Below are 25521 nucleotides of genomic sequence, written 5' to 3'. Positions count from 1 at the left end.
GCCTTGGAGCCTCGCGGAGCTCCTTCGATGTTGAGCTCAGAATGCAGACGGGTGCGTTGCATTGAAATTGCCGCCGTAGCGAACTGCGTGCCCCCGGGGAAAGTGCTCTTCGGTCATGACCGAGACGCGCCTAGGCAGACGCGGTGTGCCGGGTTGCGCCGCGTCTGCCTAGGTCAGATCCGGTCGGCGAGGTACACGATGTTCGCTCCGGGGTCCTCTATGCCTTCCAACGGGCGGCGAGCCACGAGACCCTTGGCACCCATGAATTCAAACGGGATGGCGTCGTCTGTCCGATCTTGGATTTGCTCGCACAGAGCATCAAGGTCTGCGAACAAGGAGATGGGCACGTTCCCCGTCCCGTGCGAGATGTATATCCAGTAATATCGTCTGGCAGTCTCTGCATCGACTGCACGAAGCGTCTCGCGGTACTCGGAGATAGTTGAAGAACCCGGGATAAATTGGAACGTTAGTTGATTTGCCGCATCCCCTGTGATGAGTGTGCGTTCCTCTTCGAGAAGAAGTGCATACATGCCCGGGCTGTGGCCGGGAATGGAACGGCCCGTACAGTGAGACAGCCAAGCTGGAAAATCTGACCGGGAACAATGTCCTTCATCTCTGCCGAATGGATGGGCGGCCCCAGTATGCGGCCCTCGTTAAGAGCTTCGTCGTGCACCTGCTGCAGCAGCGTTGTCTGCTGACTAAGAGTGCCGAGGTCCGCATGGCTCATGTACACGTCGTCAAACCACCCTACGCCGAAAGCATGGCCGAGGTGCCCGTGCGTTACGAAGACACTCAGGGGCTGGTCGGTGAGGGCGGACACAAACGACCGCAGCTCACCCACGCCAAAGCCGGTATCGACGCGAAGGGCGCGATCCTCCCCCTCGACGAGATACATCTGTACGCTCATCAACCGGTCGTAGATGCGCGTCACGTGGCGCGTCAGGCGGATCGCGGAGAAGTCGGGTCCGCCCTGCGTGGCGGGAGAGGCAATGCCGCCCAACACGGCAGAGTCTCTCTGAGGCAGGTTGGTCATCGGACACCCCTCACAAGGAGCATGAACACCGCACCGAGGACCGTAAACACCACGGCGAAAAGGAACACGGCGATATATCCACCTGTCACTTGGAATATCCCCGCAGCGACAAGCGGCGCAATGGCGGCAGGAACGATGGTGGCCAACGCAAGCAACGCCATGTCCCGGACCTCATACCCCTTGTTCGGTAACACTAGGAACATGATGGCGACGTCGACGGCAAGGTAGACGCCGGTAGCCGCATCGCCGAGGATCGCATAGAAGACCATCCCGGCCCAGTTCGGCGACACCACTGCGCCAGGAAGGCGACGCCTGTCCCGACGGAAGCCAGGGCCACAATCAGCTTCCGGCGGTTCGTCCGGTCGACAATCCACCCGATCAAGGCGATGGCGCGATCTGGCTAATCACGTTCATCGATGCAATCGTTGCCACCGCAGCCTTGGGGCTACCGGCAGGGATATTCGCCACGCCAGTGTAGTCGGTGATGATGTAGTAGACAAAATTGAAGACGGAGAAGATGCCAACCGAGAAGAACAGGCGCGACAGAAAGACCAGGGTGAAGGCCCGCTTGGCGAAGCCTGACAGGAAGGCGCCAATCGCCTGCAGCGTCGTCCGCCTCGTTTGGGGTGCCGGCGGCAGGAGGCGATCAGCCCTTCCTTCCGGCGCGATCACGATCAGCGCGACGGTTGCGACGACGAGGAATATTCCTAGTGGCGCATAACCCCAGAATTATCCGGTATGGACGACGACATTGACGAAGATACGGACGCCCAGTGGCACGCCGAGTCCGACAACGGAAGATGCTACGCCCCTAGTACTACAGTCGCGTTTGTAGGGTCTGTCTGCGTGCTTTGTAGTGGCATTGCTGGGCGCGGTGTTGGTGTTTTCGTCGCCAGAACGAGCAGTGGCTAACGTGGTGGGGGTCTGGTTGTCGGTGCCAGACGATTCGTGTGATGAGGTGCCTGATTTCGGGCAGTGAGAGCCTTACCAGCTGCACGGAGCCCGGGTAAGGCCCCCCTTTTTTGAGCGGATGACGCTGAGGAAGGCGTGGGCGAACATGGAGAGCGTGATGTGCCGGTACCCCCGGTGTATTGACGTACTTGGTAGTGGTCCAGCCCTGTTTCGCCCTTGGAGGTTTGGAAGGTTTCCTCGATGGCCCAGCGTGCCCCGGCGGCTCTGGCCATTTCGATCAGGGTGACGTTCTCGGGCGTGAAGCAAATGAAGTACGCCAGGTCTGTGGGGTCTTTCAGGGAGCGGCGGGCCAGCAGCCAGTGTTCCCCGGTTTCGGTCGGGCCGTTGATGCGGATCCGCGCCCAGGCGTAGAGCCGTTCACCCTTGGTCCCGGTCCCGGCAGTCCGGGTGTGCCAGGACCGTCCGTCGAGGGCGGCGAAGAGTTCATCGGCCCTGCCCTCGGCGCCGAATGAACCGGGAGCCGGGGCGATAACGCGCTGGTTCATGGTAACGGCCATGACGTAGTGCAGGCCGCGGGCCTCCAGCCGACGGCGCAGCCCGGCGTGTTGGCCGTAGACCGCGTCCCCGGTAGCCCATTCGGCCTGGATGCCGGCATCCGGTGCACGCTCAATCATCTCGGCCGCGAGAGCGGGTTTGGTGGCCATCACCTGCTCCTCCGGGACGCCCGCGCGATTGCAGCGGGCACGGTCCTCGATCCAGGCCTTGGGCAGGTACTGTTCCCGGTCCAGGAACGTCCGCCCGGCCGGTGAGGCATGGGTCAGGAACACCCGATCTGGCAGTTTTCCACCCGCCCCGCAGTGCCTGAATACTGGCGGGCCACTCCGGCCGAGGCAGTCCCCTTTTTCAGGAACCCGGTCTCATCAATGGCCAAAATCCCCTTGGCGTCGCCCAGATGCCTTCTCAGGTAACAACCAGGGCATCACGTACGGCGTCAGGGTCCCAGGTCCGTGGTCGAGAGCAGCCGTTGCATCCCATCGGGAGTGCCCTGCCCGGCGCGCTCGGACAAGGTCCAGGAGTTCTTTCGCTCCTCATCCGAAAGCAGGCCGCGGATGTAGTTGACCGCATTGTTCCGCGGCTCCGTGCGCGCGAACTCACCCCCGATCAGATCCCTGATTTCCTCAAGGCCCTGAGCCCATTCCCGGATTTCTGCCACCCAAACATCATCGCTCACCCGTCATGATTAACAGGATCCAGGGCCGAAGTCGGATTAGAACCCCGACAACACCGAAAATAAGCGCGACTCTAGTACTAGGCCGCTTTGTGAAAAGCATAGGGACACCCCCACTTCCACACCCGACGTGACGCATAGCGGGGTACCTGTCCGATCAAGCCTGGCCGGACTGGTCATGGCAACACTTCAGACGCGTCGAGGACTCTTCGGACTTGCCATCCACCATGCTCCTCGCGGACCTGGCTCACCCTCGCCCTTGAAGCACCGATAGCCATCGTGGCGGACCTGGCGGGACAGGCATCCGCAGCGTCCGGCTCTCCGGCCTCGTCGGAGGCGTCCAACTCTTCCACACTGACTTTCCGTGGCCGAGCTGGCCCAGTCGGGTCAAGCCAGCTGAGCGGCTCTCGACGCCGCGCGGCCTCCGCGCCTGCCTGGCGGAGGAACTGGGACGCTGGGATCTTTGGCATCAGCCAGTATGTCAGCATCCTACGCATGGAGGTTTTCGTCATCGGTGGTGGACTCTCCCAAGCCGGGGAAGCCTGCTGGTCGCCTTACGAAAAGCGATGGACGAACTGCTGACCTTTCATCGTCGCCCCGCATTGTCCCTGCCACTCTCGGCCAAAAACGCCGGCCTGGTCGGAGCAGCCCTGTACGTCAGGGAGCTCCCTTAAAGACACTCGATTCTCCCGAACATGATGGAAGGTACCGCGTCCATAAGCGCCGATTCCCTTACGGCGGGTGTGTCACCCGCCCGTTACAGCAGGTGAAATACGATGGTGGAATGGTAACCAGCGTTGACGTGGCCCGTCATTTGGGATTGTCGCAGTCGACAGTATCCCGTGCCCTTCGGGGCCATCCATCCGTTGCCCCGGCTACGAAAGCGCGGATTCTTTCCGTGGCACGAGAGCTTGGGTATGTGCCCGATGCTGCTGCCCGGATGATGGTGACGCGGCGGACACACGCTGTGGGCGTAGTGGTTGCTGACCTGACCAGCCCTATCTATCCGGTCATTGTTGAGTCGTTGCAGAATCGGCTTCTTGAGCGCGGGTATCGGATGGTCCTCATCCGGGACCCGGACATTTCACCTGACCCTGAGGCAGTTGATGTCCTGGACAGTGCAACGGTGGACGGAATGATTTTTGTTTCGGCCCGGGAATCTTCTGCCGCCGTCCGCAGGGTGTTGGATCGCGGGACACCGGCGGTTTTGCTTAGCCGTGACGATACGACTGTTGAGGTCGAGGCGGTCCTTGCCGATGACCGACGCGCTGGCGAGCTCGTCGTGGCCCATCTCGAAGGCCTGGGGCACAAGAGCATCGGTCTCCTGACCACGTTGAGGGACCGGTCCAATGGCCGGGACCGTGAGGACGGGTTCCGGGCGGCCATGGGACGGCGTGGACTTCAGGTTCGTGAGGACTGGATTCGGCATCTTAGGCTAACCCATGAAGAAGGGGTCCGGGCCGCGCTCGAGTTGTTGGATACCCAAGACCGGCCGACGGCAATTTATTGCGTGACGGATGCTTTGGCGTTTGCCGTGTTGGACGCCGCTGCGCAACTGGGGATCAGTGTTCCCCAGCAGCTTTCCGTGGTGGGGTTCGATGATTCCGGGCCGGCGCGGTGGGCTTTCATCAACCTCACCACTGTGCATCAGCCGATCCCGGAGATGTCGTATCTGGCAGTGGACCGTCTTGCTGGGAGGATCGAAGGTGAGCCTCCCAGCGAAACGATGAAGACGGTGTTTCCGGTCCATATGCAGGTGCGGGGGACGACGGGCCCGCCCGCTTAGGCGGTGTTGCGGCCGCCGCTGAGGTCCAGTGTCTGGCCTGTCATGTAGCTGGCCTCGGTGGATAGCAGCCATGAGGCCAGAGCCGAGAATTCTTCCGGTAGCCCGACCCTTCCCATGGGAACCTTGGCGAGGAGCTGGGCGTTTCGTTCAGGGCTCAGGTCCTGAAGGAGCCGGGTTTTCATCATGGACGGGGCGATGGAATTGACCGTAACACCGTAAGGGGCCACCTCTTTGGCCGCCGTTTTCACCAGTGCAACCAGGCCAGCCTTTGACGCCGAGTAGGCCGCCTGGTGCGGATTCCCTTCACGCGCGGAAATAGATGACAGGATGGCAATCCTGCCGTAGGCCTGCTTGGTGAGGACCGGCAGGATGCTGGCCAAGCCGTGGAGGCAGCCGTCCAGATTCACGCTCAGAGTCCTGGCCCATCCCTCTGCCGGCATCTCCGTCACGGGAACCTCCGGTCCCTGGATGCCGTGGGCAAAGAGCGCCCCGTCGATCCTGCCGTACCGCTGCAGAACGGCCTGCACGGTGTGGTCCCAGTCCGGCCTTTGGGTGACATTCAGTGCCATGCAGTTCGACGGACTGCTGCCGTCACCCCTGCCGCCGGCGCTGACATCCGTGCAGACAACTGTGGCACCTTCGCGTGCCAGCCGGTCCGCGGTGTCCGAGCCGAGGCCGCCAGCGGCGCCGGTCACCAGGATCACCTGGTCCTGGAAGCGACCGGGCCAATAGGTCTCCGGGGTTGCGGTTCGGGTTGTTGTTTCTTGGGTGAGTTCGCTCATGGTGTTCACTTCGTTTCGGTATTCGGGGGGGTGCGGGTCAGCGTTGCGGCTGCCTCATAGAGATGTTGGAGGTGGGCAACTGTGCCTTGCGCCTCTACAGCCAGGACGTCAGGGACTTCGACGCTGATCGGCGTGTCCGGGAAGAGGTCCAGGATCTCCCTGAGTGGGAAGACACCCTCCCCTGGGGCAAGCCTCTTTGACCGGGATTCGATCTGCCGGGGGGATCCGTTGACGTCCTGTCCCAAGGGCATGGCACGCGGGACCGGCAAGTCCGGGGTGTCGGCTGGGCCGTCACATAGCTGGATTACAGTCACTGCCCCTGCCGGCAGTTCCTTCAGTTCGCCAATCCGGCCGCCAGCACGCACGAAGTGAAGAACATCGAGCATGATTCCACATCCCGTTTGCTGAACAAGCAGTCCCGCTCCAGGCACGGATGCCAGGGGCTGGTAGGAGATCGGCTCAACGGAGGGCCTGATCCCGAACGCGCGGGCATCTTCGACCAGCGCCGCAAGGCTGTCCCTTAGGCGGCCCCCCTCCGGATCACTGCCGATCACATTCAAAACACTCGCACCCAGGGCAGCTCCCGCTTCAAGCACGGCCTCCCATTCGGCGCGCCCACGGTTCCCGTTGAGCGTGAATACCTCCACATCACGCACCGCTATTCCCGTCCCTGCGAGACGATCAATCGTCTGTTCAAACATGGTGGAGCCAATCGCCATGGGGTAGCTCGATTCGCCCTTTGTCGCGGGGTAAACGCGGATGCCCACAGAGGTGAAGCCGGCGTTGGCCGCAGCCTGGACCAGTTCGGGCGGGCTCAGATGCAACGCTGACAAGTGGGCCAGACCAATGGTTCTGTTCATAACTTCCGTCCTGCTTAATGGGTGTTTGACCGCGATCCAACGATGCGCGTATGATCAAAATCACTAAATGACTGCGTAGTCATTAAAGCACTTATCCCACTCGCCGGCAAAGGTGCCGAGCTACAGAAAGGTTGCGGTGAACCGCAATGACGAGTCCCCAAACCCCCAGCACAGGGAGCACTGCCGCCATGAGCACTCCCACCCATCCCCCGGTAACGATCAGCGCCAGGGCAGGCCGCCGTGCAGCACTGGCCAGCACAGTCGGCGCAGTCGTTGACTGGTACGACTTCTTTCTCTATGGCACAGCCGCTGCCGTTGTCTTCGGTCCCCTGTACTTCCCGTCCGACAACCAAGTTGCCGGCCTGCTGGCATCCATGGGTTCCTTCGCCGTCGGGTTCCTGTTCCGCCCGCTGGGCGGGGCCATCTTCGGCCACTTCGGTGACAAGTACGGCCGCCGCACCATGCTCTTCATCACCGTCATCATGATGGGCCTGGCCAGCACGGCCATCGGGTTGCTCCCCGGTTACACCGCCATCGGTGTCGCCGCGCCCATCCTGCTGGTGACCCTGCGGGCCATCCAAGGTATGGCTGTCGGCGGGGAATGGGGCGGCGCGGCCCTGATGGCGGTGGAAAACGCACCCGCAGGTAAGCGGAACTTCCTGGCGACCGGCGTGCAGATCGGCTCGTTCGTTGGCTTGCTGCTCGGCACCGCGGCGTTCTCGCTGGTCACCGCCATGACCACCCCAGAACAGTTCCTTGCCTGGGGCTGGCGGCTGCCATTCGTGATCAGCATCCTCTTCGCCCTCGTCGGCCTCTGGATCAGGGCAGGCGTGCCGGAATCAGCGGAGTTTGCCGCAGCCAAGGAAGAACACAAAGCCGCCCAGGCACCTTTGGCCGAAGCCCTGCGGACAAGCCCGAAAAAGATCCTGGCAGTGATCGGCATGAGAATGGTGGACCAAAGCACCTTCTACATGGGCTTCACGTTCTCACTTGCCTATGTCAAGAACTTCACTGATACCCCATCCTCAACCGTCCTGACCGCTTCCATGGTCGCCATGGTCCTGGCCATTCCCTTCCTTGCCCTCTGGGGCCGACTCGCCGACAAGTTCGGCCGGAAATGGTTCTACATCATCGGCCCACTGGCCGCAGCGCTTGCAGCAGCCCCGTTCTTCGCGGCCCTTGAAAGCGGCGATCTGTTCCCGATGATCCTTGGCTTCGTCGCGTTGATCAACCTCGGACACAACATCTCCACCTGCGTCCAGCAAACGTGGTTCACCGACATGTTCGACGTCCGGATCCGATACAGCGGCGCCGGATTTGCCTACGCACTGGCTGGCGCCGTCGGCGGTTTCATTCCCCTGATCGCCACCGCCCTGATGGCAAGCAGCGGCAGCTGGGTGCCGGCAGCAGCACTCCTCGCAGGGCTTTGCCTCATAGCACTGGTCTCAAGCCTTTGGTCCTATAAGTGGGCCAACAAAGAACACCGCTAAACCCAAAGCAGCCACGAAACCACCCAACAACACTGAAGGCCATAACCGAGTGATGACCATAAGAACCAATGAATCAAGCGCAACCTCCGGCACCACGTTTGACTGCGACGTCCTCGTCGTCGGCTCGGGGGCAGGCGGCCTGTCGGCAGCGGTCACAGCGGCCTACCACGGGCTGAAGGTCATCGTCGTGGAAAAGGCGGACGTCTGTGGCGGTGCCACGTCCTGGTCCGGTGGGTGGGCCTGGACTCCAGGTAACCCCTTGGCCAAAGCCGCGGGAATCAACGAGGACCGGGAACTTTTCCGCACGTACCTGCGCCACCGCATCGGCAGGAACTATAACGCGGATAGGATCGAGGCCTTCCTTGAAGCAGTACCTCACATGGTCGGCTTTTTCCACAACAAGACCAGCCTCCAATTCGTCCCCGGGGCCAAGATCAAAGACATCTATGGGCAGACCCCTGGCGCGGGCACAGGAAACCGCTCCGTAGGCCCCAGACCCCTCAATGCACGCAATATCAAGCCCGAGCTACGGGCAAAGGCGCGCCACCAGCTCTACGAAACCTCATTCCTTGGCATGGGCGTCATGGCCGGACCCGACCTGACTAAATTCCTCTCCGCATCCCAGGGCAACATCCAAGGCCTTCTCCATGCAACATGGCGGGTGGGACTCCACGTTCTGGATCTGCTCATCCACCGTCGGAACATGCAACTCGTCAACGGCACCGCACTCATCGCCAGGCTCCTGAAATCAGCTGACGACCTTGGTGTTGACATCCGCGTCTCCACACCAGCCCAACACTTACTCACCGACAAGGAAGGCAAGGTGAGCGGCGCCGTCGTACATTCACCCGACGGAAGGTATACCATCAACGCTTCGCGCGGCGTCGTGCTCGCCACGGGCGGCTTCCCCAACGACGTGGCACGCCGCGCAGAACTATTCCCTAAAACCCCCACGGGCCAGGAACACTGGACCTTGGCTCCCAAGGAAACCACCGGAGACGGCATAACGATGGCCCAAGCCGTCGGGGCCAGCTTTGACACCAACGTCGAATCACCCGCCGCCTGGTGCCCGGTCTCCCTGGTTCCCTACCGCAACGGCCGCACAGGAACATTCCCCCACATCATGGACCGGGCCAAACCAGGCAGCATCGGCGTGCTCCGCAACGGCAAACGTTTCGTCAATGAAGCGAACGGCTACTACGACTACGTCGAAGGAATGCTCAAAGCAACACCCGACGGCGAACCGGTCGAAGCCTGGCAAATCGCCGACGCCGCCTACGTCCGCAAGTTCCCCCTGGGAATGGCCAAACCACGCCCCGTCCCACTATTCCCCTACCTCCGATCCGGCTACCTGAAAAAAGGCGACACCATCGAAGAACTAGCCGCCGTCTGCGGCATTAATCCAACAGCATTGGCACAAACCGTGGCGGACTTCAACGAAAACGCCCGCAAAGGCATCGACCCCGAATTCAACAGGGGAACCACCGAATTCAACCGATACGGCGGAGACCCTAAGAACACACCCAACCCATCTCTCCGACCCCTGGAAAAGGGTCCGTTCTACGCCGTCAAGGTTCTCCCCGGCTCCTTCGGCACCTTCGCAGGCCTTGCCACAGATCCACGCGCACGTGCCCTGGACAACGCAGGGCGAGCCATCAATGGACTCTACGTCGCCGGCAACGACCAAGCCTCAGTCATGGGTGGCCACTACCCCGCAGGAGGGATCAATCTCGGCCCCGCCCTCACCTTCGGATACATCGCCGGACGCGACCTGGCCGGCATCACCTGCTACGAAGACGACGGGCCCTCAACATCAGTGGAGGCGTCTGTTCGAGCATAGGGGCGAGAATCACGTTGGGAGGTCATAACGAACCCGTCATCGACCAGGCAAAGTGTCAGGCAACCAGTCATTCGAGACTACATCGATAATGGAGACATAGGGGTTCTTATCGGCAAACTCTTCGGCCTCTACAAGCTCAGCGGACAATCGCGTGAGCAATGGGGCTCCGGAGGGCGAGCTACGCCCTATTAATTTGCGCGGGACCCCGCCTCTTCATTCGTAGCGCGGCATGACGGCGCGCACGAAACCAAACCTGAAAGCACTCCGTCGGCTGTAACGACGGAGCTCTCGCAGCGGAATGGCCCTGGGCTTGCAGTGCTTGCGCGTCGGCGGCCTGTCGCAATGGCCACTCCGATGCAATGAAGTGCAAATGCAGGCCAGAGGAGGGACAAGCCAATGTTTCCAATCAGTCAGAATAGAGCAGACCTAAATGTGAACAATGTCCAAACCCCCTTTGGCCTGACAAAAGGACCGGGCCAGGTGGATCTCCTTATGCCAGCAGCGAGCCAAGACCAGGCCTTTGACGCAGATTCTCGAAGTCATGTTGCCCCCAGCACACGTACCCATGAAGAGGTGTAGGACAACCACGACCTACCCGACGAACCAAGAGAGGAACCCATAACCCCAGTTCAGAGCAAGTGGAGGGCCCACTAGCCCCGACCCTGAACCGCTCCCCCACAACCAAAAAGGCGACCCGCGGCGCCAGGCACACCCCGCGGCCCGTGTCAGAGGGAACCCGACCAACCAGAATGTACACGCGCAAAAACCCTCTCTGGCGAGGGGGTATGCCGTGCCCGCGGTGGGACTCGAACGGGATTCCAAGCCTTGTAAACACTGGGAGTGGCGGAAACATGCGGAATTCGAAGCAGTACGGTGGCAGTATTACGCAGTCCGAGGCCAAGACTGTGGACAATGTCCACACCCCGATTTCCGTCCCCTTGAAGCCTTCAACCTACGACCGCATTCCGAAAACGAAGGGATGCGCTTTTCCTTTCTCCTCACAGACTTGGCTCCCCCTTCAACAGACATTTGCAATCCTAAAATCCGCCACTTTCCCCTTTGTGGAGCCTCCCCCACGCCGAGCCGCAATGGCGGCCGCGTTCTGAACCGACCTTGTCTTGATAAGTCATGCCGCTTGGTTGCTCGGCATCGATGGACAGGCAGAAGTTCCATCGCTGCTTGTCATTCTGATATGCCGCATGATCGCTGGGCGGGCCCTCCACGCAACCAGGGCGCTACCGCGCCGACCTTGGAACCGAAAACTTCGTCGCTTAAACATCAACGCGTCGCCTGCAGTTGACAGGCGTGCCGCGAGCGGTGCGACCGCAATCATCGAAAGTCCCATCGGGGCCCCACAGATTCCGGCGGCGACCATGGACAGACCCATTCTGTACCCGGTGGATGTCGGCAAGTGCAATTAATTTGGGGGAGAACCAGCGTCACTGCCAAGAACGCCAACCCCACGTTGATCGCGGAGAGGTTGGTGAGAAGGACCTGGCGGCGTGAGGCAGAGCGCAGGTTCACCAGATGGTCCTGGACGCGCAACTCGTAGAGTCCCCAGGCCAGCAAGACGACAACTGCCGCGATGAAATGTCCTACTGTGAGGGCATTCCCCAACCCCACTCAGCACCCCGAGAGATCGCGAGCAGCAGAGCGACAAGGCCGAGCGTGAGTCCGAGCGCGCCGACAAGATCGAACCGGCCCGAGACACGATTCCGGCTTTCGGGAACCACGAACACCAGTCCGATCATGGCGAGTACACCAAGGGCAGCCGTGCCGAAGAACAGCCAGTGCGAGTCGAGTTCTTAGGCTACGAGCGCAGCGATCGGGATGGCGAGTGCACCACCGACTCCGATGGAGCCGCTCATCACCGCTATCGCGGTGCTCCGCCGATCGGGAGGCACCTGCTCCCAGATGATTCCGATGCCCAGCGGAATGGCTCCCAGGGCGACGCCCTGCACGGCACGGCCGATGATCATCGGCACAAGATCCGAGTTGAATCCCGAGATCAGTGACCCCGCGACCATCAATCCGAGAGCAATGAGGAACAGTTTGCGTCTGCCATACATGTCGCCGAGTTTCCCCAAAACCGCGGCGGCGACCGTCCCTGCCAAGAGCGTCGAGGTGACAACCCAGGCCGAGTCGGATGCTGTGGCGTTCAGTAGGCGAGGAGGGTCAGCGATGATGGGGACGGTGAGGGTCTGCATGGCGGCAATAGCGATACCGCTGAAGGCCAGGACGGGCACAAGTGCCCGCCGGGCGGGCTCGTACTCCCCAAAGGTGACCGTCGCTAGGTCCTCGGGCTCAGTGTCTCTCGCACCTGCGAAGAGCTCGGTGGTGCCCGAACGGTCATGCGTTGGTGTATCGCCGGTGGAAACGTCGTCAATCCGTCGGTCCAGGTCTTTTGTCATCTGTTTTGTCATCGCGCTGATGTCCTTAATGTCGAATCCTCGCGAGGGTCCGGGTGGGGGTACTTCAGTCTCCGGCGCCGCGAAGGCGCGCCAGAGTGACCCGAAACGGTCGAGAGGCGGGAGGATTGAGTCGTTGCTCAAGCTCAATGGGAGTGGTCGTCACGTGAATCGGTTGCGCCCGGCTGCGCTCGCCCGCCTCGCTAGAGGGGACGCGCGGATGTCTGTTCACCCAGTCGCCGCGGTGCGTGCGACCCCGACGTGGGTGCGTAGATGCGGCCTTCGGTGTGAAAACCGGAGACAACTCGATCCGGATTCGTGTCCGAGGCGATGTGGTAACGCGTCCGCAGATCCGATCACGACGTCGTATCCGACTCGCGATAACCACTCGCGATCATTGAACGCAGACGGGCTAGGGAATTCTCGTCCGCCCCGTTGCGCCTAATCGAGGCGACAGAACACGCCGTCAAGAATAGGTCAGAACCTTGAACATCGGGACGTACACAGCCCGCGCCTCGTGCGGCCTTGACGAAGTGTTCTGTCGCGAGAACGAGGGCATCGCGAGGGATCGTGAGCGGGTTACCGGAGTCCGGTCGTTGTACCGCCGTCATGAGGGGACCAGACAGCCCTTGAAAGGCGCTGAAATAGTCCCCTAGAGCTCGCAGCCACAGATCCAGCCCCTCGGCTGGGGCCTTCAGGCTCTCTATCTCTTTCCTTTGCCGCGCCAGCTCATCGGAGTTCACCTGCAGGACAGCAGCCAGCAAATCGTCCCTGGTGGGAAAGTGACGGTACAGCGTGGCCGGCCCAACACCGGCGTCCTTCGCGATGGCCTCCAAGGACGTGTCAACGCCGCGCTCGCGAAAATGTCGTTGGGCGGTTTCCAGCAGCGCATTGCGGTTGCGCTGAACATCTACACGAGGTCTGCGATGCGGTTGCTTGGCGGTCACGAGCTTCTGTCCATGCCAGCCATTTTTTTACAGGCCTACCTGCCCTGCTCCTGAGTCGGCGTGACCTCTCCCCCGGCGCGGCCCAGCTGACAGATCCACCATTATCGGCGTTACGCAGAATGGGACGAGCGGCGCCACTCCAGGTCCTACCATCAATGTCGATTGCCAAAGTAGTTGACCAATGGACAGCGGATTTGACGAACGTTGCCATGAAAAGTTGTCCGATAAAGCGTCAGATATGATGTTTCCTGCATATCAAAGAATATCCGAGGCGCTGCAGGCGCAAAGTTCTTCGTGATCTCTGACGCATTACCAACGACCACCGATGCAACATTCTTCGCGCGGGGCGTCCCTTCGATACGACTGCAGCCAGGTCCAGTTCAAAGCGGGCTGTAGGGACGTCGTCGCCAAGGTAAGCAGATCGACCCTGGTTAGCTCCTCTGCTGGGCGGCGGAGCGGTATGATCGGCTCGGTCCGCTGTCGTCCGATGGCGGAACGCGAATGCGAATGGTGGGAGGCACATGGTGACCCGGACGACGAGTAAGGATGTAGCTCGTGTCGCTGGGGTGTCCCAGGCGACGGTGAGTTTCGTGCTCAACGGGCGCCATTTGGACAGAATCAGCGAGCAGACTCGCCGGACCGTACTCGAGGCTGCCGAGACGCTCGGGTACGTGCCGTCCGCCTCGGGGCGTGCACTTCGCTCCGGGAACAGCAAGGTCGTCGCACTGGTCGTGCCTGAAATGAGGGTGTCCGAAGCGATCGAGGTGTTCAAGCGGGAGCTGAGCGCCGCGCTCACCAATACGGGATATGTCTGCGTCATGATCCATACCTTGAACGGTGTCGAGCTTCCCCCAAGCTTCTGGAATCACATTGACCCCGCAGCAGTCATCGGACTCGACAAACTCTCACCGCATGATGCCGAGACGGTCCGCAAGAGCCGCGTGCCTCTTCTCGACGGACTCGTCCTCCAGGGCGGGGCTGTCGACCAGCGGACCATCGGTGCGAGTCAGATTCGGCACCTCGCCGCTCAGGGGCACACCCGAATCGGCTATGCGGCGGCGGAGGGCCTCGAGACTCCGATCTCTGAATTCCGAATCGAGGGGGCGCGTGCAGCTGTTGCTGAGCTGGGGCTGCCGGAGCTCCGCGTCGAGGCAGTCGGGTACGAACCCGGTAGCGCGGGCGCAGCGCTGTCCGTGCTACTCACGCCGGAGCTCCCCGTGACAGCTGTGGCGGCGTTCAACGACGTCATCGCGCTGTCGCTCCTCTCCGCAGCGACGACCCGCGGACTGTCGGTACCCCAGCAGTTCGCCGTGATCGGGGTCGATGACATCACACTCGCACGATTGGCTTCTCCTCCCCTGTCGACCATCGCGATCGACCTCTCCGCCGCTGCCGCCGCAATCGCAGCAGAAGTCGTTGCGCTCATCGACGGACTCCCCGCGCCGACAGCGTATGACAGGACCAGCGCCCTCAATATCATTCGACGCGAGACCACTTAGCACCAGCTGCCCCCCGGGAATCATGTCAAGATGCCCGTTGAGAGCGGATCGTGGAATCATTTGATTTTGCCCGGCCGGCGGGCTGGGGCTTGGTGGCCCGTTTCGCGGTGGCCAGGGTCAGGAGTTCGGCGCTCAGTGCCTGTATCTTGCGTTGGATGGCGGCCGGGTTCAGGGGCTTGTTGTCCCGCCGCAGCCGCGTCTTCACGTCCCGGGAGACGGTACCGGTGTCGGCCAGAACGCGCTGGAATGGGGTTGCCGGCCGGTCGTAGGTTTTGCTGATCTTCGCTCCGGTCCGGATCTTGGCCTGGAGCTTTTGTTGTGGCCCGAAGTGATCCGTCAGCAGGCGTTGGAGCGGCTAGATCCTGTTCAGCAGTTCCAGCTCCGCGGCGGTGTCGTAGCGGTGGTAGCCGACGGTCTGGCGCACGATGTGCCAGTTTTTCTGTTCCACATGCGCGCCGTCGTTCTTGTTCCCGGACCAGGACCGGGTGAACGTCAGGTTCTCCTGTTCGCACCAGGTCAGCAGTTCGCAGTTGATGAACTCCGAGCCGTTATCGGAATTAAGCCGAACTCGGCTTAGCCCAGCCTTAGCCCCAATACCGTTTACTTAGGCGGTTTGGGTGTCCGTTTGAGTTGCCAGCCGGACATCTTGCGTTTGACGACGCGGGGGTTGGTGCGTTGTTGGCGTGGTGGCAGGAGGGCGTGGAGGATTTCGCCGGTGAAGCTGGCGAAGGCTTTCCGGAGCTTTTCAGGGGGAAAAAGCCGGGCGGTCGGCGAGGGTTCGCCGGGCTGCCCGGAGGGTGCGTGTGAAGGAAAACCGTAAGGGGTCTTCGTCGAAGAGCAAAGCGACTTCGCCGATGAGGGACCGTAGGGCGTAGTGGACGCAAAGGTAGCCGTAGATTTCCTGGAGGACCCCGTCGGGTGTTTTGGAGCGCAAGACGATTCCAGGGCCGCGCTGGTGGGTTTTGAGTTCGTCGAAGCAGGACTCGATTTCCCAACGCCGTCCGTAGAGGTCTGCCAGGTCCTGTGCCGGTGCGGTGTCAGGGTCCAGGATGGTGGTGATGAGGCGGAAATCGCTGGTGTTGGTGCCGGTAGTGACGGTGTATTCGATTACCCGGACGGGGATCGCCGGTGTTGTTCCGGCGGGCCTTGGGGTTGGCGTAGACCGCGGAGCGGTACGAGCCGTCGGGCAGTTCTTCGTGCACGGGCAGGACGTTGCTGGCCTTCATGCGCCACAGCAGTGCCGCGCCGGTTCGCGCGCTGTCCCGCCAGGCGTGGTAGCTGAAGAACCCGCGGTCTGCCATCACCAGCATCGAGCGTCCAGGTCAGCATGGAGCCCCGGGAACATGTCCTGCTCGGCCGTGTCGTAGCCGGCGACCACAGCCCCGATCATCGCATGCGTCCCGCATTCGACGAGTCCAAGCACCCGCGCCTGCGGTACGCGCCCTTGATCAGGGTGGCCGTGCCTGGCCGTCCGTAGTACTTCTCGTTCGCTGGCGTATCGGCGATGTCCAGGCATGTCCCGTCAACGCTGACCAGCCGCCAGGCCTTGTAGAATCCGCTGCTTCCCGGCGCAGCGAGCGACTTGGCGACCCCTACGGAAAGTTCAGCCATTACTGTTGGGCCAAGCCTCGTGCGCGCCTTGAAAATCGCGGCTTTCGTCGGCATCCGCCAATCCCTGCAGCGGCCCGTAACCCACTCCATGCCCGCCAGCAGCGAACGCATCACCTCTTCATAGGAGCCAGCCGCGAACAACGCCATCGCCATCACGTAATAGACCACCAGCCGCGACAGGCAACAGCCTGTTCCGCGCCTGGCCCGCCCCGGCGCGGGCGATCACCCGGTCCACCACATCCGGTGGAAAGGCCCGCGTCAAAACACCCAGAGAGACGTGGTCACTCAAACGTTCCGGGGTTTCGGCCTTAATCCATCCGCTGCGCGCCATGCCCGAGATTAACAGAACTTACGCTAAGTAAACGGTATTGCGGTTAGCCCTGGGTTTTCATGGGGGTGAAGCCAGGCGGGGGTTTAAAGGCGAAAAGGTGCTCTGACAAGGGAAAATAGTGGTGTCTAAGCCAATAATCCCGGTCGTGAAGGAGCACCTTTTCGATGCACCACTCTACCCCTGTTTTCCCCTCCGTCCCGGTCTCTTTCACCGGCCAGTCGCTGATCTCCCATGCCGGGGTCAAGGTCCTCACGGGCTTCATGGACGCCCTTGGTTTCGGCCGGCTGTGTGAGGACAGGCTTGGCCAGTTTGTTACTCCCGGGGCGCGGCATCCCAGGCAAGCTGCTCGGTTCCCTGGCCGCGATGCTCGCCGCCGGAGGCGAACACGCCTCGGACCTGGACATCCTTCGCTCAGCACCCGGGGTCTTTGGCCAGCTGCCCTCGAACGCGACGGTGTCACGGTTCTTCGAGCGCACAGTGATCAACCCGGAGCTTTTCAGCTACGGGTTCGGGACCCTGGTGACCTCGCACTCAACTGGCATGGGCACAGGTTCGTTGGCGGAATCTTCCCTCTGGCCCCGGCATATAGAGTCATTCGTCGTGTCGCGATGCTCAAGGTAGCACCTTGCTCGATAAGGTGGCACTTTCAGTTACATGCCCGGAAGAAGGTGTGCGTGGTCAGTGACGGGTTGCGTCTTGTTCACGGCGGTGCCGCGCCCACTCCTGCCATCGACCCGCCGGTGGACCCTGTGGCATTCCAGGACTCGTGTGTGGAGGCGTTCAGGACCTCCCAGGCCGTGCGAGGGTTCGCTCAAACTTCGATGGAGAACAACGCCGGCGTGCTCGATCGGTTCCTGACCGCTTGCGGTCGACCGGCATGGGAAGTTACGGCCGAGGACGTCGACAGGGTCGTTGCCGGGCTTGTCGAGCTTGGCCTGTCGGCTGCGACTCGGCGTGGGTATGTTCAGGCGTTCAAGGGATTCCACGCGTTTTTGTCAGTGCGCAAGGCCAACGAGATCGAGTCTGTGTTTGGCGTCCGGCTGGTTGACCCGATCGATGATTTCAACGCTGCACGCCATGTCGACTCCTCCTCGCCTTCCGCGATCGCACCAGCCAGTGATGAACGGATGGAGGAGTTCTTCGACTTCCTCAAGGAGCGCATCGCCGGGGCGCGCAAGTATGCGGTCGCCGGACGTGACTATGCCATGTTCCGCACGCTCTACCTCGCGGGGCTGCGGGCGGAGGAGACGGCGTCGCTGGATCGGGCAGACGTGCACTTCGGTCGCGGCCCCTTCGGGAAGGTCCACGTCCGCTTTGGCAAGGGAGCCAAGACCTCCGGACCCCGGCCGCGGTGGGTGCCGATGCTCGATGGCCTCGTCCTGATCCTGGGGTGGTACCTGGAGGAGATCGCGCCCCGTCTCGGCGATGGACCGTCACTGTTTTCGGACGAGGGTGGAGGACGGATCAGCCGGGGCACTATCCGTAACCGGTTGGCTCATTTGCTTGAGCTTGAGCAGGCGGCCCGCGGCGAAGACCACACAGACTCGGCCACGCTGGTCAGGTTTAGCCCGCACACGCTGCGTCATGCCTGCGCGACCCGCAATTACGAACGTGGCGTTGACCTCGTGGCCATCCAGCAGATGCTCGGGCACTGGCACGTTGGGACGACGATGCGGTATGTGACGCCGTCGGCCACGTTCATTGAAGATGCTTACCGCCGGGCGGTCTCAGGGACTCTGGCCGAGCTGGGAGGAGAGGGAAATGGAGATTAGGTGGCGGCTGCGCATGGCCGCAGCACAGCGGGAGATCTGGACCGGGGCACAGTTGCGCCGGCTCCTGGCCGAACGCGCAGGCCTTGAGCTGTCCTCGGCGTCTGTATCGGCCCTGTTCGCCAAGCAGCCCAGCCAAGTCAAGCTCGACACCCTCGCCGCGCTCTGCACGGCGCTGGAGCGCACTCCCAATGACCTGATTGAGGTCGACATGCCCCCGGTGACGCAGCCGGTAAAGCCGGCCCAGGCCAAGGCCGAGCCCAAGGCAGCAGCCCTCGGCCGCTCGATGCCGCCGCTTTGAGCGGCTATCGCCGGTGCCTGGGCTGCCCGGCGCCGGTGAAATTCCTGGATCGGGACTACTGCCACGTCTGCCACCGCCGCGCGGGGCGCGCTGCCCTGAAGCGGGCCTGCGTCGAGTGCGGACAGTCACGTCACCTGCAAAAGGGAAGATGCGCCGGATGCGTCCGCGCCGCCGCGCCGCGCACTCCGGCCAAGACCATCACCTGCAGTCACTGCGGCCTGCAGCGACGTAACGCCGGGCGTGGGCTGTGTAACCGGTGCCTGATCGCCGACCCGGACCGGCTGTTTCGCTACGCCGCGTCACTGGCTCAACGGATGCGGCCGCGACCGCCGTGGTGGAATCTGCTAGTGGATTTCGCTGCGGCCCGCTATTACCCTGGCGGGACGGTGGCGATCCTACGCGAAACCGGACGTATTCTCCTCGTCAACCCGACCGTAACGCCGCACCAGCTCCGCCGCGCGGCCGGCGCAGTGATTAGCGCAACGACCGAACGCGTCCTGGCCACGTTCTTCACCAGCCAGAGCCTGACCCTGGCGCAGTCGGACACCCGGGCACGCGCGGCCGCGACGCGCCAGCGGTATCTGGACGCCATCCGTACCCCGCTGCGCCAGGCCCTCGCTCAGTACAACGACGCCCAGGTCAGCGAGCAGGACCGCCGGACGCGCACCGGACGGCGGACCCTCAGCGACATCACGCTCGCGACCAGGCTCCGCATCCTCCGTGACCTCGCCGTGCACATCTGCGCCGGCCGCCTGGTCACTGGATGGGCCGAAGTGACCACCGCTGACCTTGAAGGATTCCTGGCAAGCAGACCCGCCGCCTTGCACCAGCAGACTTACGCCCTTCGGCGGTTCTTCGCCTGGGCCAAGGGCCGCCGGCTGGTCCTGGCCAACCCCGCCCGCACACTTGCCCTCGGCGCCCAACCTGCCTTTACCGGCATCGTGCTGGATCTGGCGACCCAGCGTTCCCTGTTCCGCCGATGGATAACCGAAACCATCAGCTCGCAAGAGCGGCTTGTCGGTCTGCTGGCAATCCTGCATGCCGCCACCAACACCGAGATCCGCGCGCTCACCGTGGCTGACATCGACCATGTCCGCCAGGCACTGACCTTGCACGGTCGCCCTTCACCGGTCCCAATGGACCCCGCGACCTGGGCCGCGGTCCAAGCGTGCCGCCGTGATCGGGAGGCAACCGGCACAATGAATCCTCACCTCATCTTCAGCCGGATCACCAGGAGCAGAGACGCCCCGGTGCACTCGAGCTACATCACACGACTCCTTGCACCAGCCGGAACCAACCCCGCCGTTTGCCGCCAGACCCGCCTGACCCAGCTGGTCACCGACCTCGACCCCAAGCTCACAGCCACCGTTCTGGGCATGCGCGACACCGGGCTGGTGCGATACCTCGCCGACAACGTCGACCGCGACCGGCTACACCGAAGCCGGACCAACACACGCTGACCCAACCCGGGCGCTGCAGGCACCACCTTGCACAACTTGCCACGAACCTGTGCGAGTTGGACAAGGAAAACGTCGACGGGACGTACAAAGGCGGCTACGGGTTCGCCCCTTTCATCGCCAGCGTCGACTACGGTGCAGGCGGTTCCGGCGAAATACTCGCTGCAGTGCTGCGCCCAGGCAACGCCGGAGCGAACAATGCCGAGGACCACATCGGCATCTTCCACACCGCTGTCGCCCAACTGCCCGAGGCGTTCTACGACGAAACCGGGGCGCTGGCCGCGGAGAAGGTCCTGGTCCGCACCGACAGCTCCGGTGCCTCGAGGAAGTTCCTGTGGCACCTACACAGCCTCGGAGTGCAGTTCTCCACCAACTACACCCTCCCGTTCGGCAAGGCACACATGATCGAGTGGATCGCTGACAAACAGTACTGGCAGCCGGCCCTGGACCAGCACGGAGCCGACCGGACCGACGCCTGGGTCATCAACGCCACCGACGTCATTCCACTCACCGACTTCCCACCAGGGACCAACCTCTACCTCCGGGCAGAGCCGCTGCACCCCGGCGCGCGGCCGACCCTGCTCGAATATCGACGGACACCGGATCACCGCCCTGCTGACCAATTCCCCACGCTGGCACGGACCGTTTCTGGACGCCAGGCACCGCCCGGGGCCGGTGTGAAAACCGGATCAAAACCCTAAAAAACACCGGCCTGGGCGAGCTGCCGTTCTTCGACTTCGCCGCGAACCAGGCCTGGGCGAACATCGCCACCCTGGCCTTCAACCTCATCTCCTGGCTCCAGCTCACCGCCCTACCGCACAGCCACCACGCCAAAGCCTGGGATATCAAACGCTGGCGCTACCGACTCTTCGCCACCGCAAGGAAAATCATCACCCGCGCCCGCCACAATCAGCTGCTGCTACCCCAATCAGCACCGGAGAAAGACCTCCTGAGACTACTCCTGGAAAACACCATCCGCCTCAAAACGCTAATCGCTGCCTCCAGATGAGCGGACACCCCAAACCCATCCCGACAACCAGCCAGATCACCGGAAGTGGAACCGGCGCCAACCCCAAGGCGAACCAAAGGGCGAAACCACACTGCTCGAAAACAGAAAACAACCCATGACCAACCAGCCAGGCCGAAGCAGCAACCATCACCGACCGGCATGAAAAATCGAGGTTAGTTCCCATTATGCCGAGGAAAACGCTAAGCCGAGGGTCCCTGCACTGGCCCACAACGTACCGGGGATTGGGATAATTTCCTCGGCTTAGTGTTCGCTACCTTCCACGGGATTACTTTCGTCGTATCCATAGGGCAGGTTGGAAGGGGATGTCATGGATGCGACGGTCAGGGAGATTGGTGAGCGCGTTGTTGGCGCGTTGGAGGCGGCTGGCTATGCGCGGTTGACGGTCTTCGAATACGACAAATGGATTCGACGACTGGAGGATCTGTCCCGAGAACAAGACGGCATTTATACGCCTGGTTTGGGCGCCGAATTCGCCTCGATGACAATGAGTCCGCGCACGGGGAGATTCAGCAATCAGCGGCGTAAAGCGCACCGCCGGTTGGTGGATCTGTTCGACTCCTGCCTGCTCAGCGGGACGGTGGACCTTTCGCTCAAGCGCCACGGCGAGGAACGGGCGGTACCGCAGTCTCAGGAGTTCATCCCGCTGTTGGCCTCCTGGTCTGATGAGATTGAAGAACGTGGACTGGCAGCCGCGACGCGAAGCGCCTATGGCCCACGACCCGGGCTTACCTGTTGTATTTGGAGGCCAACGGCATCGCCTCGCTGAGGGCCGCCGGGGCCCCTGCGTGCTTGGATTCCTGGAATCGATGCGGGGACGCTGGTCGGAAAACTCGACGTGGGGCCGGAGCGACGAATCTTCGCCCGTTCTTGAACTTCTCCCAGCGCCTTGATCTGGTCGGCGCGGTGAACATGGTCGGGGCGAAACGCCATTACGGCATCATTCCCGTGCTGGGCAGCGGGGAAGAGCAACTTGTCATCCAGGCCTGCGCGAGTGGGACGATTCCCGCTCGGGATGCGGCGACGACCTTGCTGGCGCTGGTGACGGGCCCTGCGGGCGTGCGACTTGATAGCCCTGCGGTTGAAAGACCTTGACTGGAGAAACCCGGCGGTCGGGATCGTGCAGCAAAAGACCGGCAATCCGTTGACGTTGCCGCTACCCCCTCTGATCGCAGGCCGACTGGCGGAGTATCTGCTCAAGGAGCGTCCCGATACCGGGGACGAGCACGTGTTTGTGCGGTCGGTTGCGCCCCATACCGAGTTCCCTGCCCACTGCTCCATCTATGACGTGATCAGACGGGTCTTCAAAGCGGCCGGGACCGACCGTGCACGGGTCGGGACCCGGTTGCTGCGCCACAACGCAGCAACCAGGCTCCTGCGCGCCGGAACACCGCTGCCGACCATTTCGGCGATCCTCGGGCATTCGAACCCCGATTCGACCAACGTGTATCTAGGCATGGACACCGAACAGGTGCGCGCGTGTGTCCTCCTCATCCCGCTCCCGGCCCTGCAGGGAGCGGGACGATGAAGCAGCCCGAGTTCACCGGCGGGTTCGCGACGAAGCTGGAACGCTACCTGGCCTTCAAGGAAAGCATCGGCGTTCAGGGAACCTCCCGACTCTGGTATTCGAGGGATTTCGACCGCCCCAGCGTTGAAGGGTGGGTCGCCTCCAGAGCCTCGGCCCACCCTGGCGCGAATCGGAACTGGATGTCATACATCAGGGACTTCGGACGATGGCTCCGCATCAACGGCGACGAGAATGCGTACCTGCTCTCGGATCAGTGGAAAGCCCGTTCCGTCCGAACCGCAGCCGTATCTGCTCACACGAGAGGAGATGACCGGGTTCTTTCAGGCGGCGGCCGAGGCGGGAATCGCAGCGCCGTGGAATTGGCAGGGACTCGCGTTCTTCGCGCTGATGCACTCCTGTGGGCTGCGCACCTGCGAGGTCCGCCGGTTGGCGGTCAACGACGTGAATCTCGCCGACGGATACATCGACGTGCGCTGGTCCAAGGGCAACCGCAGCCGACAGCTACCCCTCACCGAGCAGATCCTGGGGATCGTGGCCGCATGCGATCAGGAACTGAAGCGGGCCTTTGGCCAGACACGCACCACGTTCTTCGTCTCCACCAGGGGGACCTAGGTGTCTGCGACTGCTATCGGGATAAGTTTGGAAGGATCTGGGATAGGGCCGGGCTGCCTCGGCCTCTGGACGGAAAGCGACCCACGCCCTACGCCTTCCGGCATCATTTCGCCTACGCGAACATCGAACGGTGGATGGCCGAGGGCGTCGACGTCAATGCCACGCTTCCCTATCTGGCCCGTTATATGGGCCACGCCTCGCTGAAAAGCACCTACTACTACATCCACACGTCCCCGGATTTCATGGACGGATACGCCGAGGCGAACCGCGATACCCGCGGAATACTGCCCCAGGTCGGATTCGAATGAAACGCCACGCCCGCAACGATGTCCGAACTTCTGGGGATACGCGCGCAGCTACCTGCACGACCACATGCCCAAGGTCAGGGCGCTGTCCCCGAAAACCATCGAGGCCTACCGCATTTCTCTCGAGTGCTACGTGGACTACCTGATCGGCGTCCAGCACATCGAGCGTAAGGACATCGGCTTCGAGCACTTCGAACGACGATTCATCAAGGCATGGCTGTCCTGGATGCAGCAGACCAAGAACTACCAGCCAAAAACCGTGAACCTGCGCATGACCGCCATCAAAGCGTTCCTGCACTACACATCCAGCGAAGATCTCCGGCTGGTCGCACCGCATGACGCGACCAAGGCGCTCATGGCCCCGCCCCGCCCAAAATACCCATCGAATACCTGCGAGAGCACGAAATCGCCGCGATCCTCGCGGCCTACGACGGTTCCAGCATCAAATCGCTGCGCAATCGAATGCTCCTGATCCTCGTCTACGAAAGCGCCGCACGCGTCAGCGAGCTCACCGCACTGACCCTGGGCGATCTCCAACTAGAGCATCCGGCGCACCTGACGCTGACCGGAAAACGGGACAAAAGCCGCATCGGGCCACTGGATGACGCGACCGTCGGATACCTTCAGGCCTATCTTAAGGAGTTCCATCCCCGACAGGCGATCCCGCCGACAACGCGACCGTTGTTCAACAGCCTTCACACGGGAGAACCCACCAGACTCTCCGAAGACAGCGTCTCGGCGATCCTCAAGAGGGCCGGAGACATCCGCCGCCAAACCTGCCCATCGATCCCCGCCAAGCTGCATTGCCACCTGATCCGCAAGACCAAGGCCATGGATCTCTACCAGCAAGGGATCCCGCTGATCATCATGCAACTACTCGGACACGAAAGCGCGAGCACTACCTCAGCCTTCTACGCCTTCGCGACCCTGGACATGATGAAAGAAGCCATGAACGCCCCAACGCCCCGGACTCGGCCCAGCCGACCTAGACTGGCTCAGCGAAGAGAAACTCCAGATCCTCTACAGCCTCCGCTAACCCAAAACGCTAAGCCGAGAAAAAACTAGCGACCCCGTCGAACAACTGCCAGCGCAGGGTCCCTCGGCTTAGCGTTTTCCTCGGCATAATCGGAATCGATGCCCAGGATCGGGAACGGGAACGCGGCGGTCGCGTCCTTGATGGTAGCAAAGACCTATTTCTGGGCTTTGTTCCTGACCGACCGCGTTTCGGTCCAGCCGGTGGCGATATCGGTGATATCCAAGGTGAAGCAAAACTCGCCCTGCTGTTGCCGCCCTCATGGCCGACCAGATCGATCTCGACGAACCCCGGCACCGCGTCGTCCCACTCGGCCCAGGTCCGCATCGGGATGGAGTCCTTCAACAGTGTCCCGGGCTTGGTGTGGGACCGGCCCGGGGGATCGAGTTTTGTCCGGTCCGGCTTGAGTCGGCGATCAATCGTCGCCAGCGCGATGCGCAGCAACTGCGCCGCCGTGGCGTCCGGCAGCGCGGCCGCGAGCAGCCGCCCGCACGGGGTTCCCTGCACCGCCCAGCAGAACCGCAGCGCCTCGATCACCGGCTCCCCGTAAAGCGGAGGCCGCGGCGCCCGGGGCCGGACGGGCTTCAGCACCAGCGCCAGCCGCAACGCCTTCCGGGCGTGGTCCCGGTGCCAGCCAGTCGTCGCGCACAATTCATCCAGCACGTGTTTCTTCGCTGCCCGATCCGAGCGCGCATAGAGGGTGGCAACCGCCTTGGTGACAGCCCTGCGTTCACTCATCGAAAGCTCCATGGCTCACACTGC

At 62.4% G+C, this 25521-nt stretch carries 26 protein-coding genes and 3 pseudogenes; 16 read left to right on the top strand and 13 right to left on the bottom strand.

Annotated elements, in window-relative coordinates; genetic code table 11:
• Window positions 1-173: 173 nt before the first annotated feature.
• The 5 genes and pseudogenes from VUN82_10480 to VUN82_10460 form a co-directional block, all read right to left on the bottom strand.
• Complete coding sequence (locus VUN82_10480) at window positions 174-347, bottom strand: hypothetical protein (GenBank protein XAS74209.1); 174 nt, start codon at window positions 345-347, stop codon at window positions 174-176.
• A gap of 119 nt (window positions 348-466) precedes the next feature.
• The gene (locus VUN82_10475) at window positions 467-1033 is read right to left on the bottom strand and encodes an MBL fold metallo-hydrolase (protein XAS74208.1); all 567 of its coding nucleotides are present in this window, start codon (window positions 1031-1033) and stop codon (window positions 467-469) included.
• Entirely contained in the window at window positions 1030-1323 is a 294-nt protein-coding gene (locus VUN82_10470; GenBank protein XAS74207.1) for a hypothetical protein, read from the bottom strand. Before VUN82_10470 ends, VUN82_10475 begins: the two co-directional genes overlap by 4 nt.
• Window positions 1324-1411: 88 nt before the next feature.
• Window positions 1412-1705, bottom strand: a complete 294-nt coding sequence (locus VUN82_10465; protein ID XAS74206.1) for a hypothetical protein — start codon at window positions 1703-1705, stop codon at window positions 1412-1414.
• A gap of 312 nt (window positions 1706-2017) precedes the next feature.
• Window positions 2018-3149: pseudogene (locus tag VUN82_10460) on the bottom strand (IS701 family transposase).
• A gap of 808 nt (window positions 3150-3957) precedes the next feature.
• Here VUN82_10460 and VUN82_10455 point away from each other — a divergent pair.
• The gene (locus VUN82_10455) at window positions 3958-4959 is read left to right on the top strand and encodes a LacI family DNA-binding transcriptional regulator (GenBank protein ID XAS74205.1); all 1002 of its coding nucleotides are present in this window, start codon (window positions 3958-3960) and stop codon (window positions 4957-4959) included.
• On the opposite strand, the gene VUN82_10450 is transcribed toward VUN82_10455, so the two are convergent.
• Both VUN82_10450 and VUN82_10445 read right to left on the bottom strand, forming a co-directional pair.
• Entirely contained in the window at window positions 4956-5741 is a 786-nt protein-coding gene (locus VUN82_10450) for an SDR family NAD(P)-dependent oxidoreductase (protein XAS74204.1), read from the bottom strand. The two genes, VUN82_10455 and VUN82_10450, sit on opposite strands and share 4 nt — an antisense overlap.
• A gap of 5 nt (window positions 5742-5746) precedes the next feature.
• Window positions 5747-6601, bottom strand: a complete 855-nt coding sequence (locus tag VUN82_10445) for a TIM barrel protein (GenBank protein XAS74203.1) — start codon at window positions 6599-6601, stop codon at window positions 5747-5749.
• A 188-nt stretch (window positions 6602-6789) separates the two neighbouring features.
• Between VUN82_10445 and VUN82_10440 the strand changes: the two genes are divergently transcribed.
• A complete protein-coding gene (locus tag VUN82_10440) occupies window positions 6790-8091 on the top strand; it encodes an MFS transporter (protein XAS74202.1) in 1302 nt (433 codons plus the stop codon).
• Between the two features lie 52 nt (window positions 8092-8143).
• Window positions 8144-9931 carry an FAD-dependent oxidoreductase gene (locus VUN82_10435; protein ID XAS74201.1) on the top strand — a complete coding sequence of 596 codons (1788 nt, stop codon included), beginning with the start codon at window positions 8144-8146 and terminating at the stop codon, window positions 9929-9931.
• Window positions 9932-11526: 1595 nt separating this feature from the next.
• Here the strand turns inward: VUN82_10435 and VUN82_10430 are convergent.
• The 3 genes from VUN82_10430 to VUN82_10420 all read right to left on the bottom strand — a co-directional run bounded on the left by VUN82_10430 (window position 11527) and on the right by VUN82_10420 (window position 13286).
• Window positions 11527-11682: a hypothetical protein gene (locus VUN82_10430; protein XAS74200.1), complete on the bottom strand. Its 156-nt coding sequence runs from the start codon at window positions 11680-11682 to the stop codon at window positions 11527-11529.
• Between the two features lie 54 nt (window positions 11683-11736).
• Window positions 11737-12354 carry an MFS transporter gene (locus tag VUN82_10425; protein XAS74199.1) on the bottom strand — a complete coding sequence of 206 codons (618 nt, stop codon included), beginning with the start codon at window positions 12352-12354 and terminating at the stop codon, window positions 11737-11739.
• A 341-nt stretch (window positions 12355-12695) separates the two neighbouring features.
• A complete protein-coding gene (locus tag VUN82_10420) occupies window positions 12696-13286 on the bottom strand; it encodes a TetR/AcrR family transcriptional regulator (protein ID XAS74198.1) in 591 nt (196 codons plus the stop codon).
• A 521-nt stretch (window positions 13287-13807) separates the two neighbouring features.
• On the opposite strand from VUN82_10420, the gene VUN82_10415 reads away from it, so the two are divergent.
• Window positions 13808-14785: a LacI family DNA-binding transcriptional regulator gene (locus VUN82_10415; protein XAS74197.1), complete on the top strand. Its 978-nt coding sequence runs from the start codon at window positions 13808-13810 to the stop codon at window positions 14783-14785.
• A 25-nt stretch (window positions 14786-14810) separates the two neighbouring features.
• Here the strand turns inward: VUN82_10415 and VUN82_10410 are convergent, their stop codons facing one another.
• Window positions 14811-14990, bottom strand: a complete 180-nt coding sequence (locus tag VUN82_10410; GenBank protein ID XAS74196.1) for a hypothetical protein — start codon at window positions 14988-14990, stop codon at window positions 14811-14813.
• Between the two features lie 540 nt (window positions 14991-15530).
• Window positions 15531-16727, bottom strand: a pseudogene (locus VUN82_10405) (IS4 family transposase).
• Window positions 16728-17027: 300 nt separating this feature from the next.
• Here VUN82_10405 and VUN82_10400 point away from each other — a divergent pair.
• The 12 genes and pseudogenes from VUN82_10400 to VUN82_10345 all read left to right on the top strand — a co-directional run bounded on the left by VUN82_10400 (window position 17028) and on the right by VUN82_10345 (window position 24791).
• Window positions 17028-17348, top strand: coding sequence for a hypothetical protein (locus VUN82_10400; GenBank protein XAS74195.1), 321 nt, complete (start codon window positions 17028-17030; stop codon window positions 17346-17348).
• A 53-nt stretch (window positions 17349-17401) separates the two neighbouring features.
• Window positions 17402-18499, top strand: coding sequence for a tyrosine-type recombinase/integrase (locus VUN82_10395; protein XAS74194.1), 1098 nt, complete (start codon window positions 17402-17404; stop codon window positions 18497-18499).
• The gene (locus VUN82_10390) at window positions 18489-18797 is read left to right on the top strand and encodes a helix-turn-helix transcriptional regulator (protein ID XAS74193.1); all 309 of its coding nucleotides are present in this window, start codon (window positions 18489-18491) and stop codon (window positions 18795-18797) included. Before VUN82_10395 ends, VUN82_10390 begins: the two co-directional genes overlap by 11 nt.
• 347 nt (window positions 18798-19144) lie before the next feature.
• Entirely contained in the window at window positions 19145-20257 is a 1113-nt protein-coding gene (locus VUN82_10385; protein XAS74192.1) for a hypothetical protein, read from the top strand.
• Window positions 20258-20316: 59 nt separating this feature from the next.
• Window positions 20317-21263, top strand: a pseudogene (locus tag VUN82_10380) (transposase).
• A gap of 328 nt (window positions 21264-21591) precedes the next feature.
• Window positions 21592-22050, top strand: coding sequence for a hypothetical protein (locus tag VUN82_10375; GenBank protein XAS74191.1), 459 nt, complete (start codon window positions 21592-21594; stop codon window positions 22048-22050).
• A gap of 101 nt (window positions 22051-22151) precedes the next feature.
• Complete coding sequence (locus VUN82_10370) at window positions 22152-22376, top strand: hypothetical protein (protein ID XAS74190.1); 225 nt, start codon at window positions 22152-22154, stop codon at window positions 22374-22376.
• Window positions 22348-22809 (top strand): tyrosine-type recombinase/integrase, encoded by a 462-nt coding sequence (locus tag VUN82_10365; GenBank protein ID XAS74189.1) that lies wholly within the window; start codon window positions 22348-22350, stop codon window positions 22807-22809. Before VUN82_10370 ends, VUN82_10365 begins: the two co-directional genes overlap by 29 nt.
• Window positions 22810-23115: 306 nt before the next feature.
• The gene (locus tag VUN82_10360; protein ID XAS74188.1) at window positions 23116-23421 is read left to right on the top strand and encodes a tyrosine-type recombinase/integrase; all 306 of its coding nucleotides are present in this window, start codon (window positions 23116-23118) and stop codon (window positions 23419-23421) included.
• Window positions 23422-23555: 134 nt separating this feature from the next.
• Window positions 23556-23729 (top strand): hypothetical protein, encoded by a 174-nt coding sequence (locus tag VUN82_10355; GenBank protein XAS74187.1) that lies wholly within the window; start codon window positions 23556-23558, stop codon window positions 23727-23729.
• 64 nt (window positions 23730-23793) lie between these two features.
• The gene (locus VUN82_10350) at window positions 23794-24198 is read left to right on the top strand and encodes a site-specific integrase (GenBank protein ID XAS74186.1); all 405 of its coding nucleotides are present in this window, start codon (window positions 23794-23796) and stop codon (window positions 24196-24198) included.
• Complete coding sequence (locus VUN82_10345) at window positions 24102-24791, top strand: tyrosine-type recombinase/integrase (protein ID XAS74666.1); 690 nt, start codon at window positions 24102-24104, stop codon at window positions 24789-24791. The genes VUN82_10350 and VUN82_10345 overlap by 97 nt, the downstream gene beginning before the upstream one ends.
• On the opposite strand, the gene VUN82_10340 is transcribed toward VUN82_10345, so the two are convergent.
• Window positions 24772-25497: a hypothetical protein gene (locus tag VUN82_10340; GenBank protein ID XAS74185.1), complete on the bottom strand. Its 726-nt coding sequence runs from the start codon at window positions 25495-25497 to the stop codon at window positions 24772-24774. The genes VUN82_10345 and VUN82_10340 overlap by 20 nt on opposite strands.
• Between the last annotated feature and the right edge of the window lie 24 nt (window positions 25498-25521).

This window comes from Micrococcaceae bacterium Sec5.1 (assembly GCA_039636795.1).
Classification (GTDB): Bacteria; Actinomycetota; Actinomycetes; order Actinomycetales; family Micrococcaceae; genus Arthrobacter.
This window is presented reverse-complemented; position numbering and strand designations above follow the sequence as displayed.